The organism is Aurantimonas sp. 22II-16-19i, from assembly GCF_002088275.1.
GTDB lineage: Bacteria > Pseudomonadota > Alphaproteobacteria > Rhizobiales > Rhizobiaceae > Jiella.
On record NZ_AQQS01000001.1, the window covers coordinates 407,388 to 428,578 of the forward strand.

General features: G+C 66.9%; 18 protein-coding genes. 5 read left to right on the forward strand and 13 right to left on the reverse strand.

What is annotated here, in order from left to right:
* The first annotated feature begins 345 nt into the window (after positions 1–345).
* Together ATO4_RS26820 and ATO4_RS01925 are read left to right on the forward strand one after the other, a co-directional pair.
* Positions 346–663 (forward strand): hypothetical protein, encoded by a 318-nt coding sequence (locus ATO4_RS26820; RefSeq protein WP_139802190.1) that lies wholly within the window; start codon positions 346–348, stop codon positions 661–663.
* 1,082 nt (positions 664–1,745) lie between these two features.
* Positions 1,746–2,696, forward strand: coding sequence for a glutaminase (locus ATO4_RS01925; RefSeq protein ID WP_083589684.1), 951 nt, complete (start codon positions 1,746–1,748; stop codon positions 2,694–2,696).
* A 97-nt stretch (positions 2,697–2,793) separates the two neighbouring features.
* Here ATO4_RS01925 and rpe read toward each other — a convergent pair whose 3' ends face one another.
* The 8 genes from rpe to ATO4_RS01965 all read right to left on the reverse strand — a co-directional run bounded on the left by rpe (position 2,794) and on the right by ATO4_RS01965 (position 12,051).
* Positions 2,794–3,480, reverse strand: coding sequence for a ribulose-phosphate 3-epimerase (gene rpe, locus ATO4_RS01930; protein WP_083589685.1), 687 nt, complete (start codon positions 3,478–3,480; stop codon positions 2,794–2,796).
* A gap of 20 nt (positions 3,481–3,500) precedes the next feature.
* Positions 3,501–4,544, reverse strand: a complete 1,044-nt coding sequence (gene cbbX / locus ATO4_RS01935) for a CbbX protein (RefSeq protein ID WP_083589686.1) — start codon at positions 4,542–4,544, stop codon at positions 3,501–3,503.
* A 143-nt stretch (positions 4,545–4,687) separates the two neighbouring features.
* Positions 4,688–5,110 (reverse strand): ribulose bisphosphate carboxylase small subunit, encoded by a 423-nt coding sequence (locus ATO4_RS01940; RefSeq protein ID WP_083589687.1) that lies wholly within the window; start codon positions 5,108–5,110, stop codon positions 4,688–4,690.
* Between the two features lie 100 nt (positions 5,111–5,210).
* Positions 5,211–6,668 carry a form I ribulose bisphosphate carboxylase large subunit gene (locus tag ATO4_RS01945; protein WP_083589688.1) on the reverse strand — a complete coding sequence of 486 codons (1,458 nt, stop codon included), beginning with the start codon at positions 6,666–6,668 and terminating at the stop codon, positions 5,211–5,213.
* A 170-nt stretch (positions 6,669–6,838) separates the two neighbouring features.
* Positions 6,839–7,924, reverse strand: coding sequence for a class II fructose-bisphosphate aldolase (gene fba, locus ATO4_RS01950; protein ID WP_083589689.1), 1,086 nt, complete (start codon positions 7,922–7,924; stop codon positions 6,839–6,841).
* Between the two features lie 122 nt (positions 7,925–8,046).
* The gene (tkt, locus tag ATO4_RS01955) at positions 8,047–10,056 is read right to left on the reverse strand and encodes a transketolase (RefSeq protein ID WP_083589690.1); all 2,010 of its coding nucleotides are present in this window, start codon (positions 10,054–10,056) and stop codon (positions 8,047–8,049) included.
* A 30-nt stretch (positions 10,057–10,086) separates the two neighbouring features.
* Positions 10,087–10,959 (reverse strand): phosphoribulokinase, encoded by an 873-nt coding sequence (locus tag ATO4_RS01960; protein ID WP_083589691.1) that lies wholly within the window; start codon positions 10,957–10,959, stop codon positions 10,087–10,089.
* A gap of 54 nt (positions 10,960–11,013) precedes the next feature.
* On the reverse strand, positions 11,014–12,051 hold the full coding sequence (locus tag ATO4_RS01965; RefSeq protein WP_139802191.1) for a class 1 fructose-bisphosphatase: 1,038 nt from the start codon (positions 12,049–12,051) through the stop codon (positions 11,014–11,016).
* A gap of 128 nt (positions 12,052–12,179) precedes the next feature.
* On the opposite strand from ATO4_RS01965, the gene ATO4_RS01970 reads away from it, so the two are divergent.
* Complete coding sequence (locus tag ATO4_RS01970) at positions 12,180–13,127, forward strand: LysR family transcriptional regulator (protein ID WP_083589693.1); 948 nt, start codon at positions 12,180–12,182, stop codon at positions 13,125–13,127.
* A gap of 32 nt (positions 13,128–13,159) precedes the next feature.
* On the opposite strand, the gene fni is transcribed toward ATO4_RS01970, so the two are convergent.
* On the reverse strand, positions 13,160–14,227 hold the full coding sequence (gene fni, locus ATO4_RS01975; RefSeq protein WP_083589840.1) for a type 2 isopentenyl-diphosphate Delta-isomerase: 1,068 nt from the start codon (positions 14,225–14,227) through the stop codon (positions 13,160–13,162).
* 321 nt (positions 14,228–14,548) lie between these two features.
* On the opposite strand from fni, the gene ATO4_RS01980 reads away from it, so the two are divergent.
* Both ATO4_RS01980 and ATO4_RS01985 read left to right on the forward strand, forming a co-directional pair.
* On the forward strand, positions 14,549–15,505 hold the full coding sequence (locus tag ATO4_RS01980) for a polyprenyl synthetase family protein (RefSeq protein ID WP_245308512.1): 957 nt from the start codon (positions 14,549–14,551) through the stop codon (positions 15,503–15,505).
* Between the two features lie 73 nt (positions 15,506–15,578).
* A complete protein-coding gene (locus ATO4_RS01985; RefSeq protein ID WP_245308513.1) occupies positions 15,579–16,115 on the forward strand; it encodes a sterol desaturase family protein in 537 nt (178 codons plus the stop codon).
* Here the strand turns inward: ATO4_RS01985 and ATO4_RS01990 are convergent.
* From ATO4_RS01990 to ATO4_RS02005, 4 genes are read right to left on the reverse strand one after another with little or no spacing between them, the layout of a single operon-like run.
* The gene (locus ATO4_RS01990) at positions 16,089–17,114 is read right to left on the reverse strand and encodes a phytoene/squalene synthase family protein (protein ID WP_083589694.1); all 1,026 of its coding nucleotides are present in this window, start codon (positions 17,112–17,114) and stop codon (positions 16,089–16,091) included. The two genes, ATO4_RS01985 and ATO4_RS01990, sit on opposite strands and share 27 nt — an antisense overlap.
* A gap of 4 nt (positions 17,115–17,118) precedes the next feature.
* Positions 17,119–18,645: a phytoene desaturase gene (locus ATO4_RS01995; protein WP_083589695.1), complete on the reverse strand. Its 1,527-nt coding sequence runs from the start codon at positions 18,643–18,645 to the stop codon at positions 17,119–17,121.
* The gene (crtY, locus tag ATO4_RS02000; RefSeq protein WP_083589696.1) at positions 18,642–19,814 is read right to left on the reverse strand and encodes a lycopene beta-cyclase CrtY; all 1,173 of its coding nucleotides are present in this window, start codon (positions 19,812–19,814) and stop codon (positions 18,642–18,644) included. Before crtY ends, ATO4_RS01995 begins: the two co-directional genes overlap by 4 nt.
* A complete protein-coding gene (locus tag ATO4_RS02005; protein WP_176222819.1) occupies positions 19,801–21,090 on the reverse strand; it encodes a glycosyltransferase in 1,290 nt (429 codons plus the stop codon). Before ATO4_RS02005 ends, crtY begins: the two co-directional genes overlap by 14 nt.
* Positions 21,091–21,191: the final 101 nt, after the last annotated feature.

The following is a 21,191-nucleotide window of genomic DNA, read 5'->3' on the forward strand; positions in this document are numbered from 1 at the left end:
AAGACCATCATCGCGCACGGTGTGGACGCAGGCCGTTAGCCGGCCGTCCCCACACCCGCCGAGTTGACACTTCATCATGACAAACGGGCAAGAGTGCCCTGCCGGCGATGCCGCCGCACGTTTCGCCTCGACTTTCCCGTGGAAGAACGGGCGCCGTCAACACTGCGTCGTCATTCTCGGGCCCCGTCCCGAGAATCCAGGGGCAGCCGCCGCAAGGATCGGCGGCTTCCGCCTTCTGCAGCTGAAGCGGAACGCGCCCGACGATCTCTGGAGCCTCGGGACGAGGCCCTACTGCATTCACACATCTCGAGCGGTCGCGTCGGCAGTCTCCCATATGACTTCGCCATGGAAGAACGGTCGCAAAGCTGGAAACATCGTCATCCCGGCCCCCCGAGCCGGGATCCATTCCTCGACGTTGAAATGGCCTTTTGCTTCAGAACGAACAATGCGTCGGAAACCCACGGGCGCAACGGCGTCGACGATTTGGAATGGATCCCGGGTCAAGCCCGGGATGACGACGCGGTGGTGCTTCCATTCATTCTGCGACGTCGGTTCATCTCGCCTGATGCCAGCCGCAATGCCGGCGCGAGATGTGTGAATCTTGTAGCGACGAAGCCCGAAAACGACGAGGCCGCGATGGTCGCGACCAACCTGCCTCGATGAAGCGCCACCCGCACCCCTTCGTCATCCTCGGCCCGTGAGGGTCGGGGATCCATGCCTCGCCGGCTCAGGAGCATCCCGGTTCGAAACTAGCGTCCCCGCCACTCGATCGGCGGCGGAAACGCAGAGGCAAGGATCCCCGCGCTGGCGCACGAGGATGACGAAGCGGGGAGGACGGCGCCCCTTTCTGCGCCGTCCGCATCCGTCAAAGCGCCGTCATGACAGTCCCCTGCCCGCCATCACATCCCCGTCATCCAAAAACTAATCCCCATCCCCTCCACCCCGCCGATAATCCCCTCGCCGCCTTCCCGGAGGGACACGGACGATCGCCGGGATCGTTCGGGAAGGCGGGTGGTGTCCGCGGTGCGAACCCTTCCGGAGGGTTTTCGCATCCCGGACGGGTCCGAGGCTCCGCCGACCCCTCGCGTAATACGGCGCGGGTGCGGATTGGTCCGCTTTAACGGGAGGTCCTGAAAAGGGGGCTCCCGTGAAGCGTCGGCAGCCGGTGAGCGACCTCGGGTCCGGAGCGGAGGCGAAGAGCCGAAGCACCGGGCGGGGGAAGCGAGCCCCAAGGGCCTGGCAAAGACACCGCGCGGAACGCCGGAGGCGGGCCGTTACTAGAAACTATTCGGAGGCTCGCCTCCGGCGTTCCGCTGTCCGCCCGCCGGGCGACCGGCGACAGGACCAGCCCCTCCCTCGGGACGGGGCGCATCGCATGGGCCAAGACCGGGGCGCATCGCGTCGCCGGGGGTTTTGGCGCGGGGGTGATTTGCGGCTGTGCGAGGCGCCCCCCTCTGTCCTCCTGAGCCTGTCGAAGGGCGAGCATCTCCCCCACAAGGGGGGAGATCAGGCGGTTTCAGCGGCAGCACCCTTTCGTCGAGCGACCGGCGAGATCGAGACAGCTGCGATTGGCGGCGGCAGCGACGTCTGAGATCAGCCCCGCCGTCGACGCTCGGCCGATCTCCCCCCTTGTCGGGGAGATGCCCGGCAGGGCAGAGGGGGGTAAGCCACGCGTCACCGTCGCCGGACAAAAATGGCAGCGAGGCCAGGCGCCCGCCTCGCAACGACCCGAAGGGACATCGCCTATGGCCAATCTCGAAACCGTCGTCGCCGAGATCGCCGCCGAGATGGCCGCGCGGCCGGATCGCGGACAGGTGGCGACCTACATCCCCGAGCTCGGGCGGATCGATCCGAACCAGTTCGCCATCGCCGTGGCGCTCAAGGACGGCAGCACCGTCTGCGGCGGCGATTGCGGGGCGTACTTCTCCATCCAGAGCGTCTCGAAGGTCTTCACCCTCACCCTCGCCTTGGGGCTCGCCGGCGACCGGCTGTGGAACCGGGTCGGCCGCGAGCCGTCGGGGAGCCGTTTCAACTCGATCGTCCAATTGGAGCAGGAGCGCGGCATCCCGCGCAATCCCTTCATCAATGCCGGCGCCATCGCCGTCACCGACATGATCCTCTCCGGCCACCAGCCGCGCGAGGCTCTCGGCGAGATCCTGCGCTTCCTGCAGTTCCTCGCCGACGACGACGGCGTCCATATCGACCGGGCGGTGGCGGCGTCGGAGGAGCGCACCGGCTTCAACAATCGGGCGCTCGCAAATTTCATGAAGGGCTTCGGCGTCATCGAGAACACGGTGGAATACGTGCTGGGCGTCTATTTCCACCACTGTGCCATCGCCATGACCGCCCGCCAGCTGGCCAAGGCCGGCAGCTTCCTCGCCCATCTCGGCAAGAACCCCGCCACCGGCCATTCGGTGGTGACCGCCGAGCGGGCCCGGCGCATCAACGCCATCATGCTCACCTGCGGCCATTACGACGGCTCCGGCGAGTTCGCCTACCGGGTCGGCCTGCCGGGCAAGAGCGGCGTCGGCGGCGCCATCCTCGCCGTGGTGCCGGGCAAGGCGAGCGTTGCGGTCTGGTCGCCGGGGCTGGACGCTTCCGGCAATTCCCATCTCGGCCGCATCGCTCTGGAAAGGCTCACCGCCCGCATGGGCTGGTCGATCTTCGGCGCCCCGGCGGCGATCGAGCCGGGCTGAGGCCCGACACGCGGGAGGGCGCCGGACGCCGGACGCCGGACGCCGGACGCCGGAGAACGCGGCACAGATCAGGCGCCCCCGGTCAAATGGCCCCCGGTCAGGCGGGCGTCGAGGCCGCGCCCATTGCCGCCTCGCGGATGGCCGCGATGTTCCGCTCGTAATGCTGGGGGGTCCCGCCCTTGAACACCGCCGAGCCGGCGACCAGCGCATTCGCCCCGGCGGCGACCACCAGCGGCGCCGTCTCCGGCGTGATGCCGCCATCCACCTCGATGTCGATCGGCCGGTCGCCGATCATCGCCTTCACCCGGGCGATCTTGTCCACCACCGACGGGATGAAGGCCTGGCCGCCGAAGCCGGGATTGACGGTCATCAGGAGGATCAGGTCGAGCCGGTCGAGGACATACTGGATGACGCTTTCGGGCGTCGACGGATTGAGCGAGACGCCGGCCTTTTTGCCGGTCGCCTTGATCGCCTGGAGCGAGCGGTCGAGATGCTTGGTCGCCTCGGCATGGACGGTGATGACGTCGCAGCCGGCCTCGGCGAAGGCCTCGATATAGGGATCGCAGGGCTCGATCATCAGGTGACAGTCGAACAGCTTGGCCGAAGAGGCGCGGATCGCCTTGATGATCGGCGGGCCGAAGGTGATGTTGGGGACGAAATGGCCGTCCATCACGTCGAGATGGATCCAGTCCGCCCCCATCCGGTCGACGGCCGCGACCTCCTCGCCGAGCCGCGAGAAATCCGCCGAAAGGATGGAGGGGGCGATGGCGATGGGGCGGGTCATTGGGCGGGTCACGGGCCGGGTCATGGGGCAGTCTCCTCTGGCCCCCTCGCGGGGCGGGCTTGGTCGGCGGTCTGGCCGGGCTTTTGCAGGAACACCCGGCTCGCCGCAATGTCCTCTGCCGCAATCTCCGACAGGGCGCTCGCGTCGAGCGGGCCGTTATCGGCCTCGAACAGCCGGTTCGCCTGCCGCAGCCGCGCCCGGTCCAGCGCGTTGCGGATCGAGCGGGCATTGGCGAAATGCGGCTGGGCGCGGCGGTGCTCGATGTAGCTGGCCAGCGTCGTCGCCGCCTCCTCGGTCAGGTGGTAGTTCTGCCGCGCCAGCATGCCGACGGCGATCTGGTGCAGTTCTTCGTCGCTGTAGTCCGGAAAGTCGATGTGGTGCGCGATGCGCGAGCGGAAACCGGGATTGCTCTCGAAGAACTTGTCCATCCGGTCGGCATAGCCGGCGAGGATGACGACGAGGTCGTCGCGCTGGTTCTCCATCACCTGCAGGAGGATCTCGATCGCCTCCTGGCCGTAGTCGCGCTCGTTCTCGGGACGATAGAGGTAGTAGGCCTCGTCGATGAACAACACGCCGCCCATCGCCTTCTTCAGGATGTCCTTGGTCTTCGGCGCCGTGTGGCCGATATACTGGCCGACGAGATCGTCCCTCGTGACCGAGACGAGGTGACCCTTGCGGATGTAGCCGAGCCGGTGGAGGAGGTTCGCCATCTTCAGCGCCACCGTCGTCTTGCCGGTGCCGGGATTGCCGGTGAAGCTCATGTGCAGCGTCGGCGTCTCGTGGGCGAGCCCGAGCCGCCGCCGCGCCCGCTCGACGAGCAAGAGCGCCGCCGTCTCGCGGATGCGCTTCTTGACGGGCTTGAGGCCGATCAGCTCGCGGTCGAGTTCCTCGAGCGTCTCGCGGACCCCGGCATCCTCGTATTCGCGCTTGAGGTCGACGGTGGTGATCAAAGGCGCGGCGGCGGCCGCCTCGGCTGTGTCCGGAGGCGTGGCTGCGCCTGGAGCCGGCTTGGCGGCAGCCTCGTCCGGTTTGCCGCCTTTGTTCAACTGGTCGAGGTAGCTCATCTATGACCTCCCGTTGGATGAATGCTCCGGAATGACGTCGCGCCCGCGACCACCCCCCCTGTCCTCCTGAGCCTGTCGAAGGCTCAGGAGGAAAGGGGGGGTGCCTCGGCGCAAACGTCACGGGCTGGGCGAGACCCGTCCCCTCAAGCCTCGTAACGCTCGCCCTCGGGCTTTGCGTCGGCGTAGGGCTCAGTGGTGTAGCGCATGTTGCGGCCGTTGCCCTCCTGGCGGCGCAGGCGGTAGCCGGGCTCCTCCTTCGGCCGGTTGACGATGAAGGAGATCTTCACCGACTCCCAGCCATGGGTGGAATCGAAGGCCGAGAGGCGGATGTAGCGGTCGCCGAAGGCCTTGCGGCAGCTCTGCAGCTCCATCATGACGCCGGCGGCATCGGCGATGTCGAACATCGGATGGCCCCACATGTCCCAGTAGGTGTTCCGGGGATGCGGATCGTCGGTGTATTCGAGATTCACCGCCCAGCCATTGTCGAGGCAGTACTGGATCTGCTTGGTGATCTGCTCGTCGGTGAGATCGGGCAGGAAGGAAAACGTCCCTTGTGTCATGCGCATGGTAGTGGTTCCTCTAAAGGTTCGAACGAACGGCAAGGCCTGAAAGGGGGGCTGGGGCGGCCCTTGGGAGGACGATCCGCCCCAGCCCTTCCGCCACGGCTCAGGCGGCGGTGGCCGTCACCGCGTAGTCCGGCGAGTCGGTCGAGGTGTAGTTGAAGGTGACATCCTTCCAGGTATCCAGCGCCGCCTTCAGCGGCGAGCAGGTCTTGGCCGCCTCGTTGAGGATGTCCGGTCCCTCGCGCACGATGTCGCGTCCCTCGTTGCGGGCGAGAATCATGCATTCCAGCGCCACGCGGTTGGCCGTCGCGCCGGCGGCGATGCCCATCGGGTGACCGATCGTGCCGCCGCCGAACTGCAGGACGACGTCCTCGCCGAGGAGGTCGATGAGTTGGTGCATCTGGCCGGCATGGATGCCGCCGGAGGCGACCGGCATCATCTTGTTGAGCGAGGCCCAGGGCTGGTCGAAGAAGATGCCGTTCTCGAGCCGTTGCTCGGTGAACTCGTTGCGGCAGATGTCGTAATAGCCCCTGGTCGTCGCCGGATCGCCCTCCAGCTTGCCGACCACCGTGCCGGCATGGATGTGGTCGACGCCGGCGAGCCGAGCCCATTTGGCGATGACGCGGAAGGAGACGCCATGGGTCTTCTGGCGCGTATAGGTGGAGTGGCCCGCCCGGTGGAGATGCAGGATCATGTTCTTGCGGCGCGCCCACTTCGCCATGGACTGCATCGCCGTCCAGCCGATGACGAGATCGATCATGACGATGTTGGAGCCGAGTTCGGCGGCGAACTCCGCCCGCTCGTACATGTCTTCCATCGTCGCGGCGGTGACGTTGAGATAGGTGCCCTTGATCTCGCCGGTGGCGGCCTGGGCCTTGTTCACCGCCTCCATGCAGTAGAGGAAGCGCTCGCGCCAATCCATGAAGGGCTGGGAGTTGATGTTCTCGTCGTCCTTGGTGAAGTCGAGCCCGCCCTTCAGCGCCTCGTAGACGACGCGGCCGTAGTTGCGGCCGGACAGGCCGAGCTTCGGCTTCACCGTCGCGCCGAGCAGCGGCCGGCCGAACTTGTCGAGGCGCTCGCGCTCGACGACGATGCCGGTGGCGGGGCCCTGGAAGGTCTTCACATAGGCCGTCGGCAGCCGCATGTCCTCGAGCCGCAGGCCCTTCAGCGGCTTGAAGCCGAAGACGTTGCCGATGATCGAGGCCGTCAGGTTGGCGATCGAGCCGTTCTCGAACAGGTCGAGGTCATAGGCGATGTAGGCGAAGTACTGGTCGGTGGTGTTCGGCACCTTGTCGACCCGGTAGGCCTTGGCGCGGTACTTCTCGGCCGCGGTGAGGCGATCGGTCCAGACGACCGTCCAGGTGGCGGTGGAACTCTCGCCGGCGACCGCCGCCGCCGCCTCGATCGGATCGACGCCGTCCTGGGGCGTGATCCGGAAGCAGGCGATGATGTCGGTCTCCTTCGGCTGGTAGTCGGGCTCCCAGTAGCCCATCTTCTTGTATTCCATGACGCCGGACTTGTAGCGGTCCTTGCCGGTAACGGTCTGCGATCCCGTATCCATCTTGCCTTCTCCTTCTTCTCGAAATTCGGGCTTCGTCCGTCCATTGCGGGAATCAGGACAAAGTCTCTCCGCTCGCCGCGGAGGGTGGTCCGCGTCGTCGCCATTGGATGGTGCTGTTGCTCACTCGGTACGGCCGGCCGGTCTTTCTCGGCCGGGTCTTGCGGCCTCGCCTATTCGGCGGCGGCGGCCGTCAGTTCGATCCGTGGATCGAGTTCGCCCGTCTGATACCGGACGGCCATCTGGTCCAGCGGGAGGACCCTGATCTTCGAAGCCTTCCCGGCGCAGCCGAACTGCTCGTAGCGATCGAGGCAGAGCTTCTGCAGCGCCGCCATCGCCGGCACCAGGAACTTGCGCGGGTCGAATTCCTCGGGCTTCTCCATCGCCACCTTGCGGAACTGCCCGGTCATGGCCATCCGGCAGTCGGTGTCGATGTTGACCTTGCGCACGCCGTGCTTGATGCCGCGGACGATCTCCTCGACCGGCACGCCGTAGGTCTCGCGCATCCGGCCACCATACTTGTTGATGATCTCCTGGAGATCCTCCGGCACCGACGAGGAGCCGTGCATCACGAGATGGGTGTTCGGGAGCTTCGAATGGATTTCCTCGATGATGTGCATCGCGAGGATCTCGCCATCCGGCTTGCGGGAAAACTTGTAGGCGCCGTGCGAGGTGCCCATGGCGATCGCCAGCGCGTCGACGCCGGTGCGGCGGACGAAGTCGACGGCCTGGTCGGGATCGGTCAGGAGCTTGTCCTGGTCGAGCTTGCCCTCGAAGCCGACGCCGTCTTCCTTCTCGCCCTCGCCGGTCTCCAGCGAACCGAGCACGCCGAGTTCGCCTTCCACCGAGGCGCCCACCCAGTGGGCCATGCGCGTCACCCGTTCGGTGATCGCGACGTTGTAGTCGTAAGAGGCCGGCGTCTTCATGTCGGCCTCCAGCGAGCCGTCCATCATCACCGAGGTGAAGCCGTGGCGGATCGCGGTCAGGCAGGTCTGCTCGTTGTTGCCGTGGTCCTGGTGAACGCAGACCGGGATCTGCGGGAACATCTCGACGAGCGCGTCCATCATCTTTTCGAGCATGATGTCCTTGGCGTAGGATCGCGCGCCCCGCGAGGCCTGCATGATCACCGGCGCGTCGGCCTTCGCCGCCGCCTCCATGATCGCCAGCCCCTGCTCCATGTTGTTGATGTTGAAGGCTGGCACGCCGTAGCCATGTTCGGCTGCGTGGTCGAGCAACTGCCTGAGCGTGATCTTGGCCATGGCGCACTACACTCCCGATTGGCGCAATAGTTCCCCGTTCGCGGGAGAGACATCTCCCGCGCCGATCGTCGTTCCTCCGAGAAGGGCCGGCCGGTCAGCCGGCCCCTCGCGTCATGTCGTAATCAGTGCTTCACCATCCGGCCGGCCGCCTCGACGACCGCCTCGGCGGTGATGCCGAACTTTTCGTAGACCTGAGGGGCCGGCGCCGAGGCGCCGAAGCCGTGCATGCCGATGAAATGGCCGTCCTCGCCGATCCAGCGGTCCCAGCCGAGACGGGCCGCCGCCTCGATGGCGATGCGCGGTGCGGTGCCGAGGACGGATTTGCGATAGGCCGCGTCCTGCTCCTCGAACAGCTCCCAGCAGGGCATCGAGACGACCGCGACCTTCATGCCCTTTTCCTCGAGCGTCCTGGCGGCCGCGACGGCGATCTCGACCTCGGTGCCGGTGGACAGGATCGTCAGGTCCCGCTCGCCCTCGGCCTCCTTGAGAACATAGGCGCCCATGCGGGTCCTGTTCTCGCTCGTGTCGCCGGAGCGGACCGTCGGAATGCCCTGCCGCGACAGCGCCATCACCGACGGACGCTTGGTCTCGGTCATGGCGATCTCCCAGGCCTCGTTCGTCTCGACCGCATCGGCGGGCCGGAACAGGAGGAGGTTCGGCGTCGCGCGGTGGATCGCCAGATGCTCGATCGGCTGATGCGTCGGGCCGTCCTCGCCGAGGCCGATGGAATCATGGGTCATGACGTAGACGACCCGGATTCCCATCAGCGCCGACAGGCGGATCGCACCGCGGGCATAGTCGGTGAAGCACATGAAGGTGCCGCCATAGGGGATGAACCCGCCATGAAGGGCGATGCCGTTCATCACCGCCGCCATGCCGTGCTCGCGGATACCGTAGCGGATGTAGCGGCCGGAATACTCACCGGGGGTGATGTCGGTCAGGCCCTTGGTGCGGGTGTTGTTCGAGGGCGTCAGATCGGCCGAGCCGCCGATGGTCAGCTCGGTGGCGCCGTTGATCACCTCGAGCGCCATCTCGGACGCCTTGCGGGTGGCGACCTTCGGCTGCTCGGAAACGATCTCCGCGCGGGCCTTCGCCATCAGCTCGGCGAGGTTTTCCGGCAGGGTCGTTGCATAGCGCGTTTCGAACTCGGCCCGGTTCGGCGCCGCGTCGCGGGTCTTCTCCCAGGCTTCGCGGGCCTCGCGGCCCTTCTGGGCGGCCGCGTGCCAGGCCGCGGTGATCGGCTCGGGGACGACGAAGGCCTCCGAGGTCCAGCCGAGGTGCTTGCGCGTCGCGGCGACCTCGTCCTTGCCGAGCGCATTGCCATGCACCTTGTCGGTGCCCTGCAGGTTCGGCGCGCCGTAGCCGATGATGGTGCGGCAGGCGATGAAGGCCGGCTTGTCGCTCTTGCGAGCTTCTTCAATCACCTTTTCGATCGCCTCAGGGTCGTGGCCGTCGACGCTGAACGTGTTCCAGCCATGGGCGTCGAAACGCTCGATCTGGTCGATCGAGGTGGAGAGCTTGGTGTCGCCGTCGATGGAGATGTGGTTATCGTCGAAGAAGTAGATCAGCTTGTTGAGCTTCAGGTGCCCGGCAAGGTCGATCGCCTCGTGGGAGATGCCTTCCATCAGGCAGCCGTCGCCGCAGAAGACATAGGTGTAGTGGTCGACGAGATCGTCGCCGAAGCGAGCCGCCAGCATCCGTTCGGCGAGCGCCATGCCGACCGCCATGGTGATGCCCTGGCCGAGCGGGCCGGTGGTCGCCTCGATGCCGGCGGCGTGACCGTATTCCGGATGCCCGGCGGTGCGGCTGCCGAGCTGGCGGAAATTCTCGATCTCCTCGATCGACATCTCCGGGAAGCCGAGCAGGTGCATGACCGAATACTGCAGCATCGAGCCGTGTCCGTTGGACAGGACGAAGCGATCTCTGTTCGGCCATTCCGGCTGGCTCGGATCGACGCGCAGGAACTTCGAGAACAGCACCGCGGCGACGTCGGCCATGCCCATCGGCATGCCGGGATGGCCGGAATTGGCTTTCTGGACGGCATCCATCGAGAGCGCGCGAATGGCGTTTGCCATGTCGCGGAGCGAGACGCCCGCCATCTCGTGGGGCGATTTTTCAACGGCTTGGGACATGATGTCTTCCCTTGGAATCTCTTTTCGAGCTCAGGACGCGCGACGTTTCTTTTCCATCAGCTGGAGGATCAGCGGCGTCAGGATGAGCTGCATTGCGATGTCGAGCTTGTTGCCCGGTGCAACGATGGAGTTGGCTCGGGACATGAAGCTCCCGTGGATCATAGATAGAAGATAGGGAAAATCGATGCCCCGCGGCTTGGCAAAGCGGATGACGATCATGGATTCGTCCGGCGTCGGGATCCAGCGGGCGATGAACGGGTCCGAGGTGTCGACGATCGGCACGCGCTGGAAGTTGATGTCGGTGCGGCCGAACTGCGGACAGATGTATTTCACGTAGTCCGGCATGCGCCGCAGGATGGTGTCCATGACCGCTTCGGTGGAATAGCCGCGCGTGGCCTTGTCGCGGTGGATCTTCTGGATCCATTCGAGATTGATCACCGGGACGACGCCGATCTTGAGATCGACCAGCGGCGCCAGATCGACCGTCTCGGTCTTCACGCAGCCATGCAGGCCCTCGTAGAACAGCAGGTCGCTCTCCTCCAGCGGCGCCCATTCGGAGAAGGTGCCGGGCTCGGCGCCGTAGAGCTGCGCCTCTTCCTGATCGTGGACGTAGTGGCGCGTCTCGCCCCTGCCCTTGCGGCCGAAGTCCTGGAAGACCTCCTGCAGCTTTTCCAGGATGTTGGCCTCCGGGCTGAAATGCGAGAAGTCGCGGTTGCCCCGGGACTCCTCGTCCAGCATCTTGGCCTTCATCGCCTGGCGATCGTAGCGGTGGAAGGCGTCGCCCTCGATGAAGGCGGCGCGGACGTCCTCGCGGCGGAAGATCTGGTCGAAGATCTTCTTCACCGAGGTGGTGCCGGCGCCGGACGAGCCGGTGATGGCGATGATCGGATGCTTAGCGGACATCTGGTTTCCCTCCCGGATCCCGATGCGCCTCCCAACGCAGCGGGTCGAATTTGATTATGCCCTGAACAGGCTTCGCTTGCCGAACAGCGGCGAGCGCTCGGCCAGCGCCGAGGGATCGGCAATGTACCTCGCGACCCGCTCGACCTCGCGCTTCGATCCGAAGACCAGCGGCGTGCGGTCGTGCAGTCCCTCCGGCACGATGTCGAGGATCCGCGTCGTCCCGTCGGTGGCGAGCCCCCCGGCGTTCTCGACGCAGAAGGCGATCGGATTGGCCTCGTAGACCAGCCTCAGCCTGCCCTTGGCGTAGCCTTTGCGTCCGTCGCCCGGATAGAGGAAGATCCCGCCGCGCAAGAGGATGCGGTAGCAGTCCGCGACCATGGAGGCGATCCAGCGCATGTTGAAGTCGCGCTCGCGCGGGCCCTCGCTGCCGGCGAGGAGGTCGTCGACATAGCTGCGGATCGGCTGGTCCCAATGCCGGTAGTTCGAGGCGTTGATGGCGAACTCCTTCGCCTTGTCGAGGAGCACCAGCGAGGACTTCAATTCGACGAAGCCGCCGAAGCTCGGCGAGAAGATGAAGACGTGGGTGCCGTTGCCCATCGACATGACCAGCAGGAGCTGCGGCCCGTAGACGAAGAAGCCGGCGCCGAGCTGCACCGAGCCCTTCTGCCGGAACACCGAGGCCGGATCGCCGCGATGCTCGTCACCGACCGGCAGGATCGAGAAGATCGTGCCAATGGAGACATTGGTCTCGATGTTGGAGGAGCCGTCCAGCGGGTCGATCGCCAGCGCCAGCGGGGCGTCGAGCTTCAGCGCCACGGCCTCGTCCTGCTCCTCCGATCCGAAGAAGGCGATCGGCGAGGCTTCGGCCGCCTCGAGAAAGACCTTGTCGGCGACGACGTCGAGTTCCTTCTGGACGTCGCCACCGGCATTCGTCGCGCCGTGGGCGTTGCCCATGCCTTCGCCGCCGGCGATGATCTTGTTGCGCAGCTTGACCGAGGCGCTGCAGAGATTGCGGATGGTGTCGGCGACCTGTCGCTTCAGCGGATCGCTGCCGCATTCCGAACTCAGATGTGCGTCGAGAGACGATGCCATGCTTTCCTCCATGGAGCTGCGGGGTTCTGCGCCCCGCTCGCCCTGTGAAGAGGACGATGGACGCGCAGGCTGGATAAGTAAAATTTATTATCTTTACGCAAGCCGTAAAACAAAATAACTACGGAGTCATGCGGAACCTCACTCTTCGCCAATTGCGCTCGGTCCAGGCGATCAGTCGCCACGGGACGATCGCCGCCGCCGCCAGACAGCTGGGGCTGACGGCTCCGGCCGTGACCCTCCAGGTGAAACAGATGGAGGACGACGTCGGTCTCGCCCTCTTCGACAGGACCAGCGAGGGGATGCGGCTGACGGTGGCGGGGACCGCCATACTGGCGGCCGCCAACGCCATCGAGACGACCCTGCGGGGCCTCTCGGAGGAGATCGATTCGATCAAGGGAGTGCGGTCCGGCACGATCAATCTGGGTGTCGTCTCCACGGCGAAATACTTCGCGCCGCGGCTGATCGCGGCCTTTCGTGACGCCTATCCCGAGATCGAGATGAAGCTCAAGGTCGGCAATCGCCACGACATCATCGCCGACCTCAAGGACTACAAGCTGGACATCGCGCTGATGGGGCGCCCGCCGACGGAATTTCCGGTCGCCTCCACGTTTTTCGGCGACCATCCGCTGGTGATCATCGCCGAACCGGATCATCCGCTGGTCCGCGAGCGGGACATCCGGCGCGAACGGCTGCTCTGCGAACGGATCATCATTCGCGAACAGGGATCGGGGACGCGAGCGGCGCTGGAGGGCTTCTTTGCCGGCGATCTCGAACGGCTGGCTGCCTGCAGCGTCGAGATGGGTTCCAACGAGACGATCAAGCAGGCGGTGATGGCCGGGCTCGGCATCGCCTTCATCTCCGCCCACACCATCGCCTTCGAGGTCGAGATGGGGCGGATCGCGGTGCTCGACGTCGCCGAGATGCCGATCCGGCGCAAGTGGTACGCGGTCTGCCGCCAGGAGCGAATCGCCGCGCCGGCGGAAAGAGCGTTCAAGGCGTTCCTCGTCGAGCGGGGAGCAAAGCACCTGCCGCTCCTCGACAAGCTCTATCCGGCCGAGGCGGCGCTGGCGCGATAGCGCTCCGCGCGCGGGCTGGCTCCTCAAGCGATTCACGGGGCGAAGTGCGGCGGATCGACCAGCGGTGCCCGCCTCAGCGCCGCAAGGTCGGCCGATCCGGTGCAGAAGCAGGCGATCCGCAGTTCCTCGACGACGCCGGAGAAATGCGCCACGGCCGCTTCCGCCGACCGGTCCGCCGCGGCCAGCGAAGCCGCCGCCTGGCCGCAGACATCCGCCCCCAGACGAATCGCCCTCGCCACGTCGAGGCCGGTCCTGATGCCGCCCGAACCGATCAGCATCGTCGCGGGACAGGCCGCCCGCACCGCCGCGATCGCCTGCGCCGTCGGAATGCCCCAGTCGGCGAAGACCATGGCGGTCTTGCGCAGACGGACATCCTCGGACCGTTCACCCTCGACCGCGGCCCAGCTGGTGCCGCCGGCCCCGGCGACGTCGATCGCCGCGACGCCTGCCTCGACGAGGCGTCGCGCAAGCCGCGCCGAGATCCCTGCCCCCACTTCCTTGACGACGACCGGCACCGGAAGCTCGCGGGCGAGCGCTTCGATCCCGGCGAATATGCCCCGCCAGTCCGTGTCACCACCGGCCTGCACGGCCTCCTGAAGGGGGTTCAGATGGACGATCAGCGCGTCGGCCGCGATCATGTCCACCGCCCGCATCGCCTCCTTCTGTCCGTAGCCGAGGCCGAGCTGCGCGGCCCCGACATTGGCCAGGATCGGCACGCTCGGCGCCAGCCTGCGCAGCGTCAGGTCGAGACCGCCGCTGGCCCTGCCCTCGATGGCGATCCGCTGCGAGCCGACGGCGAAGGCGATGCCGAGTTCTTCGGCGGCTTCCGCCAGATGGGCGTTGATCGTCGCCGCGCGCTCCGGACCGCCGGTCATCGAGGAGATCAGCAGCGGCGCCCTCAGCTGCTTGCCGAGAAAACCCGCCGACAGATCGATTTTGCCGAGGGCAAGCTCCGGCAGCGCGCTGTGCTCGAAGCGAATCGCCTCGAGACCGGAGGTGACGCGGTCGGTTCCACCCGCGCCGGCGAGCACGATGTCGATGTGGTCGCTCTTGCGACCGGAAATGTCGGTGCCTTTCGGCCGGTCGTGATGGTCGCTCATCGCACTCTGGTCATCGAGGGTCGGGGTCCAATCGTCGCAGGCGGCGCGCCGGCCTCCCGCCGCGTCGTCGCCGTCTTCCAACAGCCCGCTTCATCAGTCCGCCATTGTCCATGGCGAAATCGTTTGCAACGATGTCCGGAACCCGGCTGGCACCATCGGCCGGGTTCAGCCCGGAGCCTGCGGGCTGCGATAAATGGCTGTCGGCAAGGCGCATTTCCCGTTATGAGTCGCGGCAGTCAGTTGCCGGGTACGAGGCATGGAGTTCAGGACGATCGTGGCAATCGGAGAATGCGCGTCTGACCGTCCGGGGGCAATCCCCCGATGCATGCCGGCATCGTCGGTGATGCGATGACGCCGGACCTCAAGCGGAGCCTCGCTGCCCAGCGCGAGGTCATCGACGAACGGCTCGCCCGTCTCGTTCCCCGCGCCCTGCCGGGCCAGACGGCGCTCGACGAAGCCATTGCCGCCAGCGTTCTGGCCCCCGGCAAGCGCCTGCGACCGATGATGACGGTGCTGGTGGCGATGGATCTCGGCGGCGATGTCGACGTCGCGGTCGACGCCGGCTGCGCCATCGAGATGGTGCATGCCGCCTCGCTGACCCTCGACGACCTGCCCTCGATGGACGACGCCTCGCTGCGCCGCGGCCGGCCAGCCGTGCATGCGGCCTATGGCGAGGACGTCGCGATCCTGGCGGCCATCGCAGCCCTCTCCGGCGCATTCGAGACGCTGGCGAAGCTGTCCGGCGCGAGCGACGCCGTGCGCTCGCAGAGCGTCGTGATCCTGACCAGGGCCGTGGGCGTTTCGGGCCTCGTCGCCGGCCAGCTGGCCGACCTGCGCGACGGTGCGCATCAGCGCGACGTGACGGACATCGCCGCGACCAACAGCCTGAAGACCGGCTCGCTGTTCTCGGCGGCGGTGGAGATCGGCGCGGTCGTCGCGGGCGCCGACCACGGCGTGCGGATCGCGCTGCGCAACTTCGCCACCGAACTCGGCCACGCCTTCCAGCTGCTCGACGACCTGCTCGACCAGGACGCCAATGCCGGCCGCACCGGCAAGGACGTCGGCAAGGATATCGGCAAGTCGACCATCGGTTCGGTCATCGGCAGCGAATCGGTGGTCGGACGGATCCGGGCTCACGTCGCCAGAGCGCACGATTTCCTGAACGAGTCCGTCGGGCCGAAGAGCTTGATGCATGGCTGCGTCGACTTCATCTTCCAGGAAGCGATGCCCGTCACCGAAGGCTCGTCCCTTCGCCAGCAGGACGTCGGCGCGCAATGAACCTGCCACGCTTCGGGCCGCGCCATCGGTGGAATGCTCCACCGATGCGGCGACGACCCGATGGGAGAGACGCATGAGCCTGATGGAATATCTCGGCCTCGCCGCCGTCGCGATCTTCGTCTTCCTGGTGATGGAGGGCGTCGCCTGGGCGGCGCACAAATACATCATGCACGGGTTCGGCTGGGGCTGGCACAAGTCCCATCACGAGGAGACCGAAGGGCTCTTCGAGAAGAACGACCTCTATGCGGTGGTGTTCTCGGTCCTGTCGATCATTCTCTTCGTCGTCGCCTCCCAGGGCTATCCTCTGGTCGGCGCGGTCGCCATCGGCATCACGCTCTACGGCATCTTCTATTTCGTCGTCCATGACGGGCTGGTGCACCAGCGCTGGCCGTTCCGCGCCATCCCCCATCGCGGCTATGCCAAGCGCCTCGTCCAGGCCCATCGGCTGCACCACGCGGTCGAGGGCAAGGATGGCTGCGTCTCGTTCGGCTTCCTCTATGCCCCGCCGGTGGAGAGCCTCTCGGCGGAGCTGCGGCGCCGCGGCACCGTCGCTGCCGAGCGGCAGGCGCGCAAGAGCGAGCGGTCAGAGAGCCGTTCGACGGTCGCCTGACGACTGCTCCTCGTCCGCCGGTCGCCCGCGCGGCCGTGTCCACAGTTCCGATGGCCGCCGCGACGGCCATGGCGTCCTGGTGACCACCACCTTCGTCGCTCCGAGAGCGACATGGCGCAGCTTGGCGGCCTTGCCGGTCGACTGCCGGGTTCCGTAGGCCGAGGCGCCCCGTGCCTTGAGGTCGATCCCGATCTGTCGATAGACGCCGTGGGCCATGGCCACCGCCCAGGCGGAGCGGGCAGGCAAGGCGCCAAGGCCGACGAAGGCCGAGCGGTAATAGGGCTCGGCGAGATCGACCAGCCGCCCGGCCACCCCCGCTACGGCTTGCCTGTGGGCGGGATCGGCGAGATCCTCGGCGCGCAGCCCCGCCTCGGCCAGCCAGGCGTCCGGAACATAGACGCGGTCGGCGCGGGCATCCTCGACGATGTCGCGAGCGATGTTCGTCAGCTGGAAGGCGATACCGAGATCGCTCGCCCGGTCGAGTGCCACCTCGTGCCGCGCGCCCATGATCAGCGCCATCATCACCCCGACCACCCCGGCGACCCGGTAGCAGTAGCCGAGCGTCGCTTCGATGGTCTCGTAGCGCTCGCCGCCGACATCCATGCGATAGCCTTCGAGATGCTCAACCAACAGCCGCCGCGGCAACGCGTGGCGATGCACCACGTCGGCGACCGACAGAAAAGCCGGATCGAGCGCCGTTTCGCCGTCGAGGGCTCGCATCGTGTCGATGACGATCCGGTTGAGCCGCTCCATCGGCTCGGCGAGCTCCGCCACGGGGCGGCGGGTGAAGCCGAGCTGCTGGCCGTCGATCACGTCGTCGCAGTGGCGGCACCAGGCATAGAGCATCATAGCGCTGCGTCGGATCTCCGGCGAGAACAGCCGCGCGGCAGCGGCAAAGCTCTTCGATCCCCTGGCGATCGTAGCCTCCGCCAGGGCGGCAAGCTCCTCCCTGTCAGCCCTGGCGAGCGGCGGATGCGTCGGATCGGTTGCGAGCGACATCGGTTCAGTCCGCAAGGTCCGCGATCATCAGCCCGGCGGTCGCCTTGGCCGAGCCGACGACCCCCGGAACGCCGGCGCCGGGATGGGTTCCCGCTCCGACGAAGTAGAGATTGGGGATCACGTCGTCGCGGTTGTGCGGCCGGAACCAGGCGCTCTGGGTGAGCACCGGATCGAGCGAGAAGGCCGAGCCGAGATGCGCGTTCAGCTCGGACTTGAAGTCGGCCGGCGTGAAGATCCGGCAGGTGGCCAAATCGGCTTTCAGGCCGGGGATGTAGCGCGCCTCGAGATAGTCGAGGATGCGGTCGCGGTAGAGCGGCCCCTCCTTCTCCCAGTCGATGTCGGCATTGCCGAGATGGGGCACCGGCGAGAGCACGTAGAATGCCCCTGCCCCGTCCGGAGCCAGGGACGGATCGGTGACGCAAGGGTTGTGCAGATAGAGGGAAAAGTCTCCGGGCAGGTCCTTGCCGTTGAAGATCTCCGAAATCAGCTCCCGGTAGCGCGCGCCGAAGCACACCGTGTGGTGGCGGATATCCGGCCGGTGGGTCTTGAGGCCGAAATAGATGACGAAGAGCGACATGGAAAACCGCTTCTTCTTCAGTCGCTTCGCCTCCGAGACGCCGCGCCCGCTGGTGCCCATGAGGCCGCCATAGGTGTGGACGACATCGGCATTGGAGGCGACGCAGTCGGCCGCGAGCCGGCGCCCGTCCTTCAGCCGGACGCCCGACGCCCGACCCTTCTCCATCTCGATCTCGGCGACCTCGGCGGACAGCTCGATCCGCCCGCCGATGTCGGTGAAGAGCTTCACCAGGCCGGCGACCAGCGCGCCGGTGCCGCCGCGGGCGAACCAGACCCCCCATTGCCGCTCCAGCGCATGAATCAGCGCGTAGATCGACGAAGTCGCGAAGGGATTGCCGCCGACCAGCAGCGAATGGAACGAGAAAGTCTGGCGCAGCTGTTCGTCCTGGATGAAGTCCGCGACCTTGGCGTAGACGCTCTTCCACGCCTGCAGCCGGGCGAGCTGGGGCCCGGCGCGGATCATGTCGCGGAAGGACAGGAACGGCACGGTACCGAGCTTCTCGTAGCCTTCCCGGAAGACGTCCTTGGAATAGGCGAGGAAGCGGCGGTAGCCCTCGACGTCGGCGGGATTGAAGTCGAGGATCTGCCGGTCGAGCTCGGCCTGGTCGTTGACGTAGTCGAAGAAGCGGCCGTCCTCCCAGCACAGCCGGTAGAAGGGCGAGACCGGCAGCAGCTCGACATAGTCGGCCATCTTGCGGCCGGCAGCCGTAAACAGCTCCTCCAGCGCCGACGGATCGGTGATCACCGTCGGCCCGGCGTCGAAGACGTAGCCGGCATCCTCGTAGACGTAAGCCCGCCCGCCGGGCTTGTCGCGCTTTTCGACCAGCACGGTGTCGAAGCCCGCCGCCTGCAGGCGGATCGCCAGGGCGATGCCGCCGAAGCCGGCGCCGATCACCACGGCACGGCGACGGCCACCGGGCCGCTCCTCCGGAAATCGCTCGATGACCGCGTTCATGCCAGTTCTCCCGTCAGTCCGTGGCGGGCGAGAACCCGGATCGCATTGCCGAAAGGTACGGGCGGCTTGCCGGTGAGGATGCGCAGCTTGTCGCGGGTGCGCAGGCGGGCGGCGTAGAACCGAGCGACCAGCGGCGCGTCGAGCCGGTAGAAGTGTTCGAGGATGCGGTAGCGCTGGGAGGCGTCGCCGGCAAAATACAGAAGCCGGTTCAGCATGCGGAAGAAGCCCCGCGCCTTCCAGGTGTCGACGGAGTGGCGGCGGGTCTCGGCATAGAGCCCGTCCGCCGTGTGCTCGGGCAGGCCGGCGATGCGGTCGGCGAGCTTCACCGCGTCGGGCAGCGAATAGCCGGTGGTCGGATGGAACAGGCCGGCGGCAAGGCCCGAGGCTGCAACCCCGGCCTTGTCGTTCCAGAAGGCCTCGATGTCCCCGTCGATGGCGATCGGCAGGATGCCCTCCTCCTCGCGCAGGATCCCGGCCGGCTGCCAGTCATGCGCAGCCATGTAGTCGCCGATCGAGGCGGCGAGCCGGGCGCGATCGAGTTCGGCGCCGTCGGCATAGTAGGTGTCCTCGATCAGGAGGCGGGTGTCCGTCAGCGGCAGGAGATAGACGAAGCGGTAGCCGTCGGCCTGCGGAACCGTCGCATCCATGATCACCGGGCGGTCGACGCCATGCGGCGCGCGCATCTCGATCTCCTGGCCGAGGAACTTCTGGAAGCCGAGGCGCATATGCCGGCTCGGTGCGTGGCCGCGGCCGTCGACGACTGCGCCGGCCGTCACCGTCGAGCCGTCTTCGAGGACGACCGAGCGGGGCGTCACCGCCCTGACGGGCGCGTTGCAGCGGATCGAGCCGCCGAGGCGTTCCTCCAGCAACTCCCGGAAGCGCTCCGAGGCGACGCTGCGATAGCCGGTGCCGAGGCTCTTGCGGCGGTTCGGGAAGCGGACCTCGTTGTCCTGCCAGGCATAGGTGACGAAGGGCTTCATCCAGCCGTGTTCGGCCGGTGTCAGGTCGCCCTCGTGAAAGGACCAGGTGTGATTGCCGCCGACCGCAGGCCCGGCCTCGAACATGGCGACCCTGAGATCGGGACGCAGTTCCTTCAGCCGCCAGGCGATTAGCCCGTTGGCGAGCCCCCCGCCGACGAGAGCGATATCGACGCCGTCAATGGCGGCCATGCATCCCATGCCCTTCTGGTCGCTCCTCCCCCATGGAGGCCTTCAGCACCGCTTCGACGAGGTCGGCTGCGAGGGTCGATCCGCCGGCCCTTGCAACGTCGCCCCCGATCCGGCGTGCATTGTCAGTGAAACTAGCTTGTATCAGCAAACGCTCAAGGCGGCTTGCGATCGAACGCACGGACAAATGGCCGCGCGTCAGCCTCTCGCCGACGCCATGATGGACGATGCGGGCGGCGATCCCCGGCTGGTCGAAGGCCATCGGTATCGCCAGCATGGGCTTGCCCGCCTCCAGTGCGTCGAGCACGGTGTTCATGCCGGCATGGGTGACGCAGACATCGGCCTCTCGCAGCATCGCCTGCTGGGGCAGAAAATCGGTCACCAGTGCAGCGTCGATGGTCGCGGCCTCGGCGGGGCCGAGCCGGCCGCAATGGGCGACGACGCAATCGGCACCGACGAGACGGGAGGCTTCGGCGATCTTGCGGAACAGCCGCAGCCGGTGCCCCTGGAGCGTGCCGAAGGAGGCGAACACCAGCGGCCGGACCGGATCGCGCCGGATCGGCAAGGCCGGCGCCTCCCTTCGCATCGCCCGGATCGGCCCGACCCCGTGGCGGATCGGCGACGGCTGGCGCGGGAAGTCGAAGCTCTCGACCATCTGGCTGATCTGGCAGGTCGCGGACAGGCAATCGGCCAGCGACCGGCGTTCGGAAAGCTGGAATGTCTCGGCCCAGCGGGCGATCGTCCGGTTCTGGCGGGCGAGCAGCAGGTCGGCGACCATGACGCCGCCGCGGTTGCGCTTCAGCCCGGCCTCGCTCGCATCATAGGGCCAGCCGAGAAACGGCAGCGGCACCGCCGGATCGTCATGGATGGGCAGCGCCGACGCCACCGACACCAACGGCAGGTGGAGATGGCCCGCCACGAGGCCCGCCGCCGGCTCCATCTGGTCGCCGATGATCGCGTCGATCTTCAGGTCCCGGCAAAGTGCCGGCGCCTCGCGGCAGAGTTCGTCGGTGAGACGGGCGGAATCGCGCACGGTGCGCAGCACCGACAGGCCGCCGCCGCCAGCGGCGGCGCGCGTCGTCAGCCGGTCCAGATCCGCGCGGGAGCGCTGGCCGACTTCATGGACGGTGATGCCCGATCCGCCGGTGATCATTCCCGCTGCACCGCCATTGACGATGAAGTGAAGGACATGGCCGCGTCGCACGAGTTCCGCCGCCAGCGTCTCGAACAGCCGCAAATGGCTGTAATAGGGGGGACAGACGACGGCGAAACGGGTCATGGGAACGAACTTCGGGGCAGTCGGCGACTTGAACGACGCGGCGATTGCGACATCCTTAGGCCATAGCCGACCCGCGCGCCATTCCATCCCTCTTCCCATTC

What these genes read in the sequence shown, in the direction of transcription:
- crtY (WP_083589696.1), bottom strand. Translation starts at nt 19,814, where the DNA reads ATGGCCGCCATTGACGGCGTCGATATCGCTCTCGTCGGCGGGGGGCTC.
- ATO4_RS01980 (WP_245308512.1), top strand. Translation starts at nt 14,549, where the DNA reads ATGCATGCCGGCATCGTCGGTGATGCGATGACGCCGGACCTCAAGCGG.
- ATO4_RS01945 (WP_083589688.1), bottom strand. Translation starts at nt 6,668, where the DNA reads ATGGATACGGGATCGCAGACCGTTACCGGCAAGGACCGCTACAAGTCC.
- fba (WP_083589689.1), bottom strand. Translation starts at nt 7,924, where the DNA reads ATGGCCAAGATCACGCTCAGGCAGTTGCTCGACCACGCAGCCGAACAT.
- ATO4_RS02005 (WP_176222819.1), bottom strand. Translation starts at nt 21,090, where the DNA reads ATGACCCGTTTCGCCGTCGTCTGTCCCCCCTATTACAGCCATTTGCGG.
- rpe (WP_083589685.1), bottom strand. Translation starts at nt 3,480, where the DNA reads ATGACCCGCCCCATCGCCATCGCCCCCTCCATCCTTTCGGCGGATTTC.
- cbbX (WP_083589686.1), bottom strand. Translation starts at nt 4,544, where the DNA reads ATGAGCTACCTCGACCAGTTGAACAAAGGCGGCAAACCGGACGAGGCT.
- ATO4_RS01990 (WP_083589694.1), bottom strand. Translation starts at nt 17,114, where the DNA reads ATGTCGCTCGCAACCGATCCGACGCATCCGCCGCTCGCCAGGGCTGAC.
- tkt (WP_083589690.1), bottom strand. Translation starts at nt 10,056, where the DNA reads ATGTCCCAAGCCGTTGAAAAATCGCCCCACGAGATGGCGGGCGTCTCG.
- ATO4_RS26820 (WP_139802190.1), top strand. Translation starts at nt 346, where the DNA reads ATGGAAGAACGGTCGCAAAGCTGGAAACATCGTCATCCCGGCCCCCCG.
- ATO4_RS01925 (WP_083589684.1), top strand. Translation starts at nt 1,746, where the DNA reads ATGGCCAATCTCGAAACCGTCGTCGCCGAGATCGCCGCCGAGATGGCC.
- ATO4_RS01960 (WP_083589691.1), bottom strand. Translation starts at nt 10,959, where the DNA reads ATGTCCGCTAAGCATCCGATCATCGCCATCACCGGCTCGTCCGGCGCC.
- ATO4_RS01940 (WP_083589687.1), bottom strand. Translation starts at nt 5,110, where the DNA reads ATGCGCATGACACAAGGGACGTTTTCCTTCCTGCCCGATCTCACCGAC.
- ATO4_RS01965 (WP_139802191.1), bottom strand. Translation starts at nt 12,051, where the DNA reads ATGGCATCGTCTCTCGACGCACATCTGAGTTCGGAATGCGGCAGCGAT.
- ATO4_RS01985 (WP_245308513.1), top strand. Translation starts at nt 15,579, where the DNA reads ATGAGCCTGATGGAATATCTCGGCCTCGCCGCCGTCGCGATCTTCGTC.
- fni (WP_083589840.1), bottom strand. Translation starts at nt 14,227, where the DNA reads ATGAGCGACCATCACGACCGGCCGAAAGGCACCGACATTTCCGGTCGC.
- ATO4_RS01995 (WP_083589695.1), bottom strand. Translation starts at nt 18,645, where the DNA reads ATGAACGCGGTCATCGAGCGATTTCCGGAGGAGCGGCCCGGTGGCCGT.
- ATO4_RS01970 (WP_083589693.1), top strand. Translation starts at nt 12,180, where the DNA reads ATGCGGAACCTCACTCTTCGCCAATTGCGCTCGGTCCAGGCGATCAGT.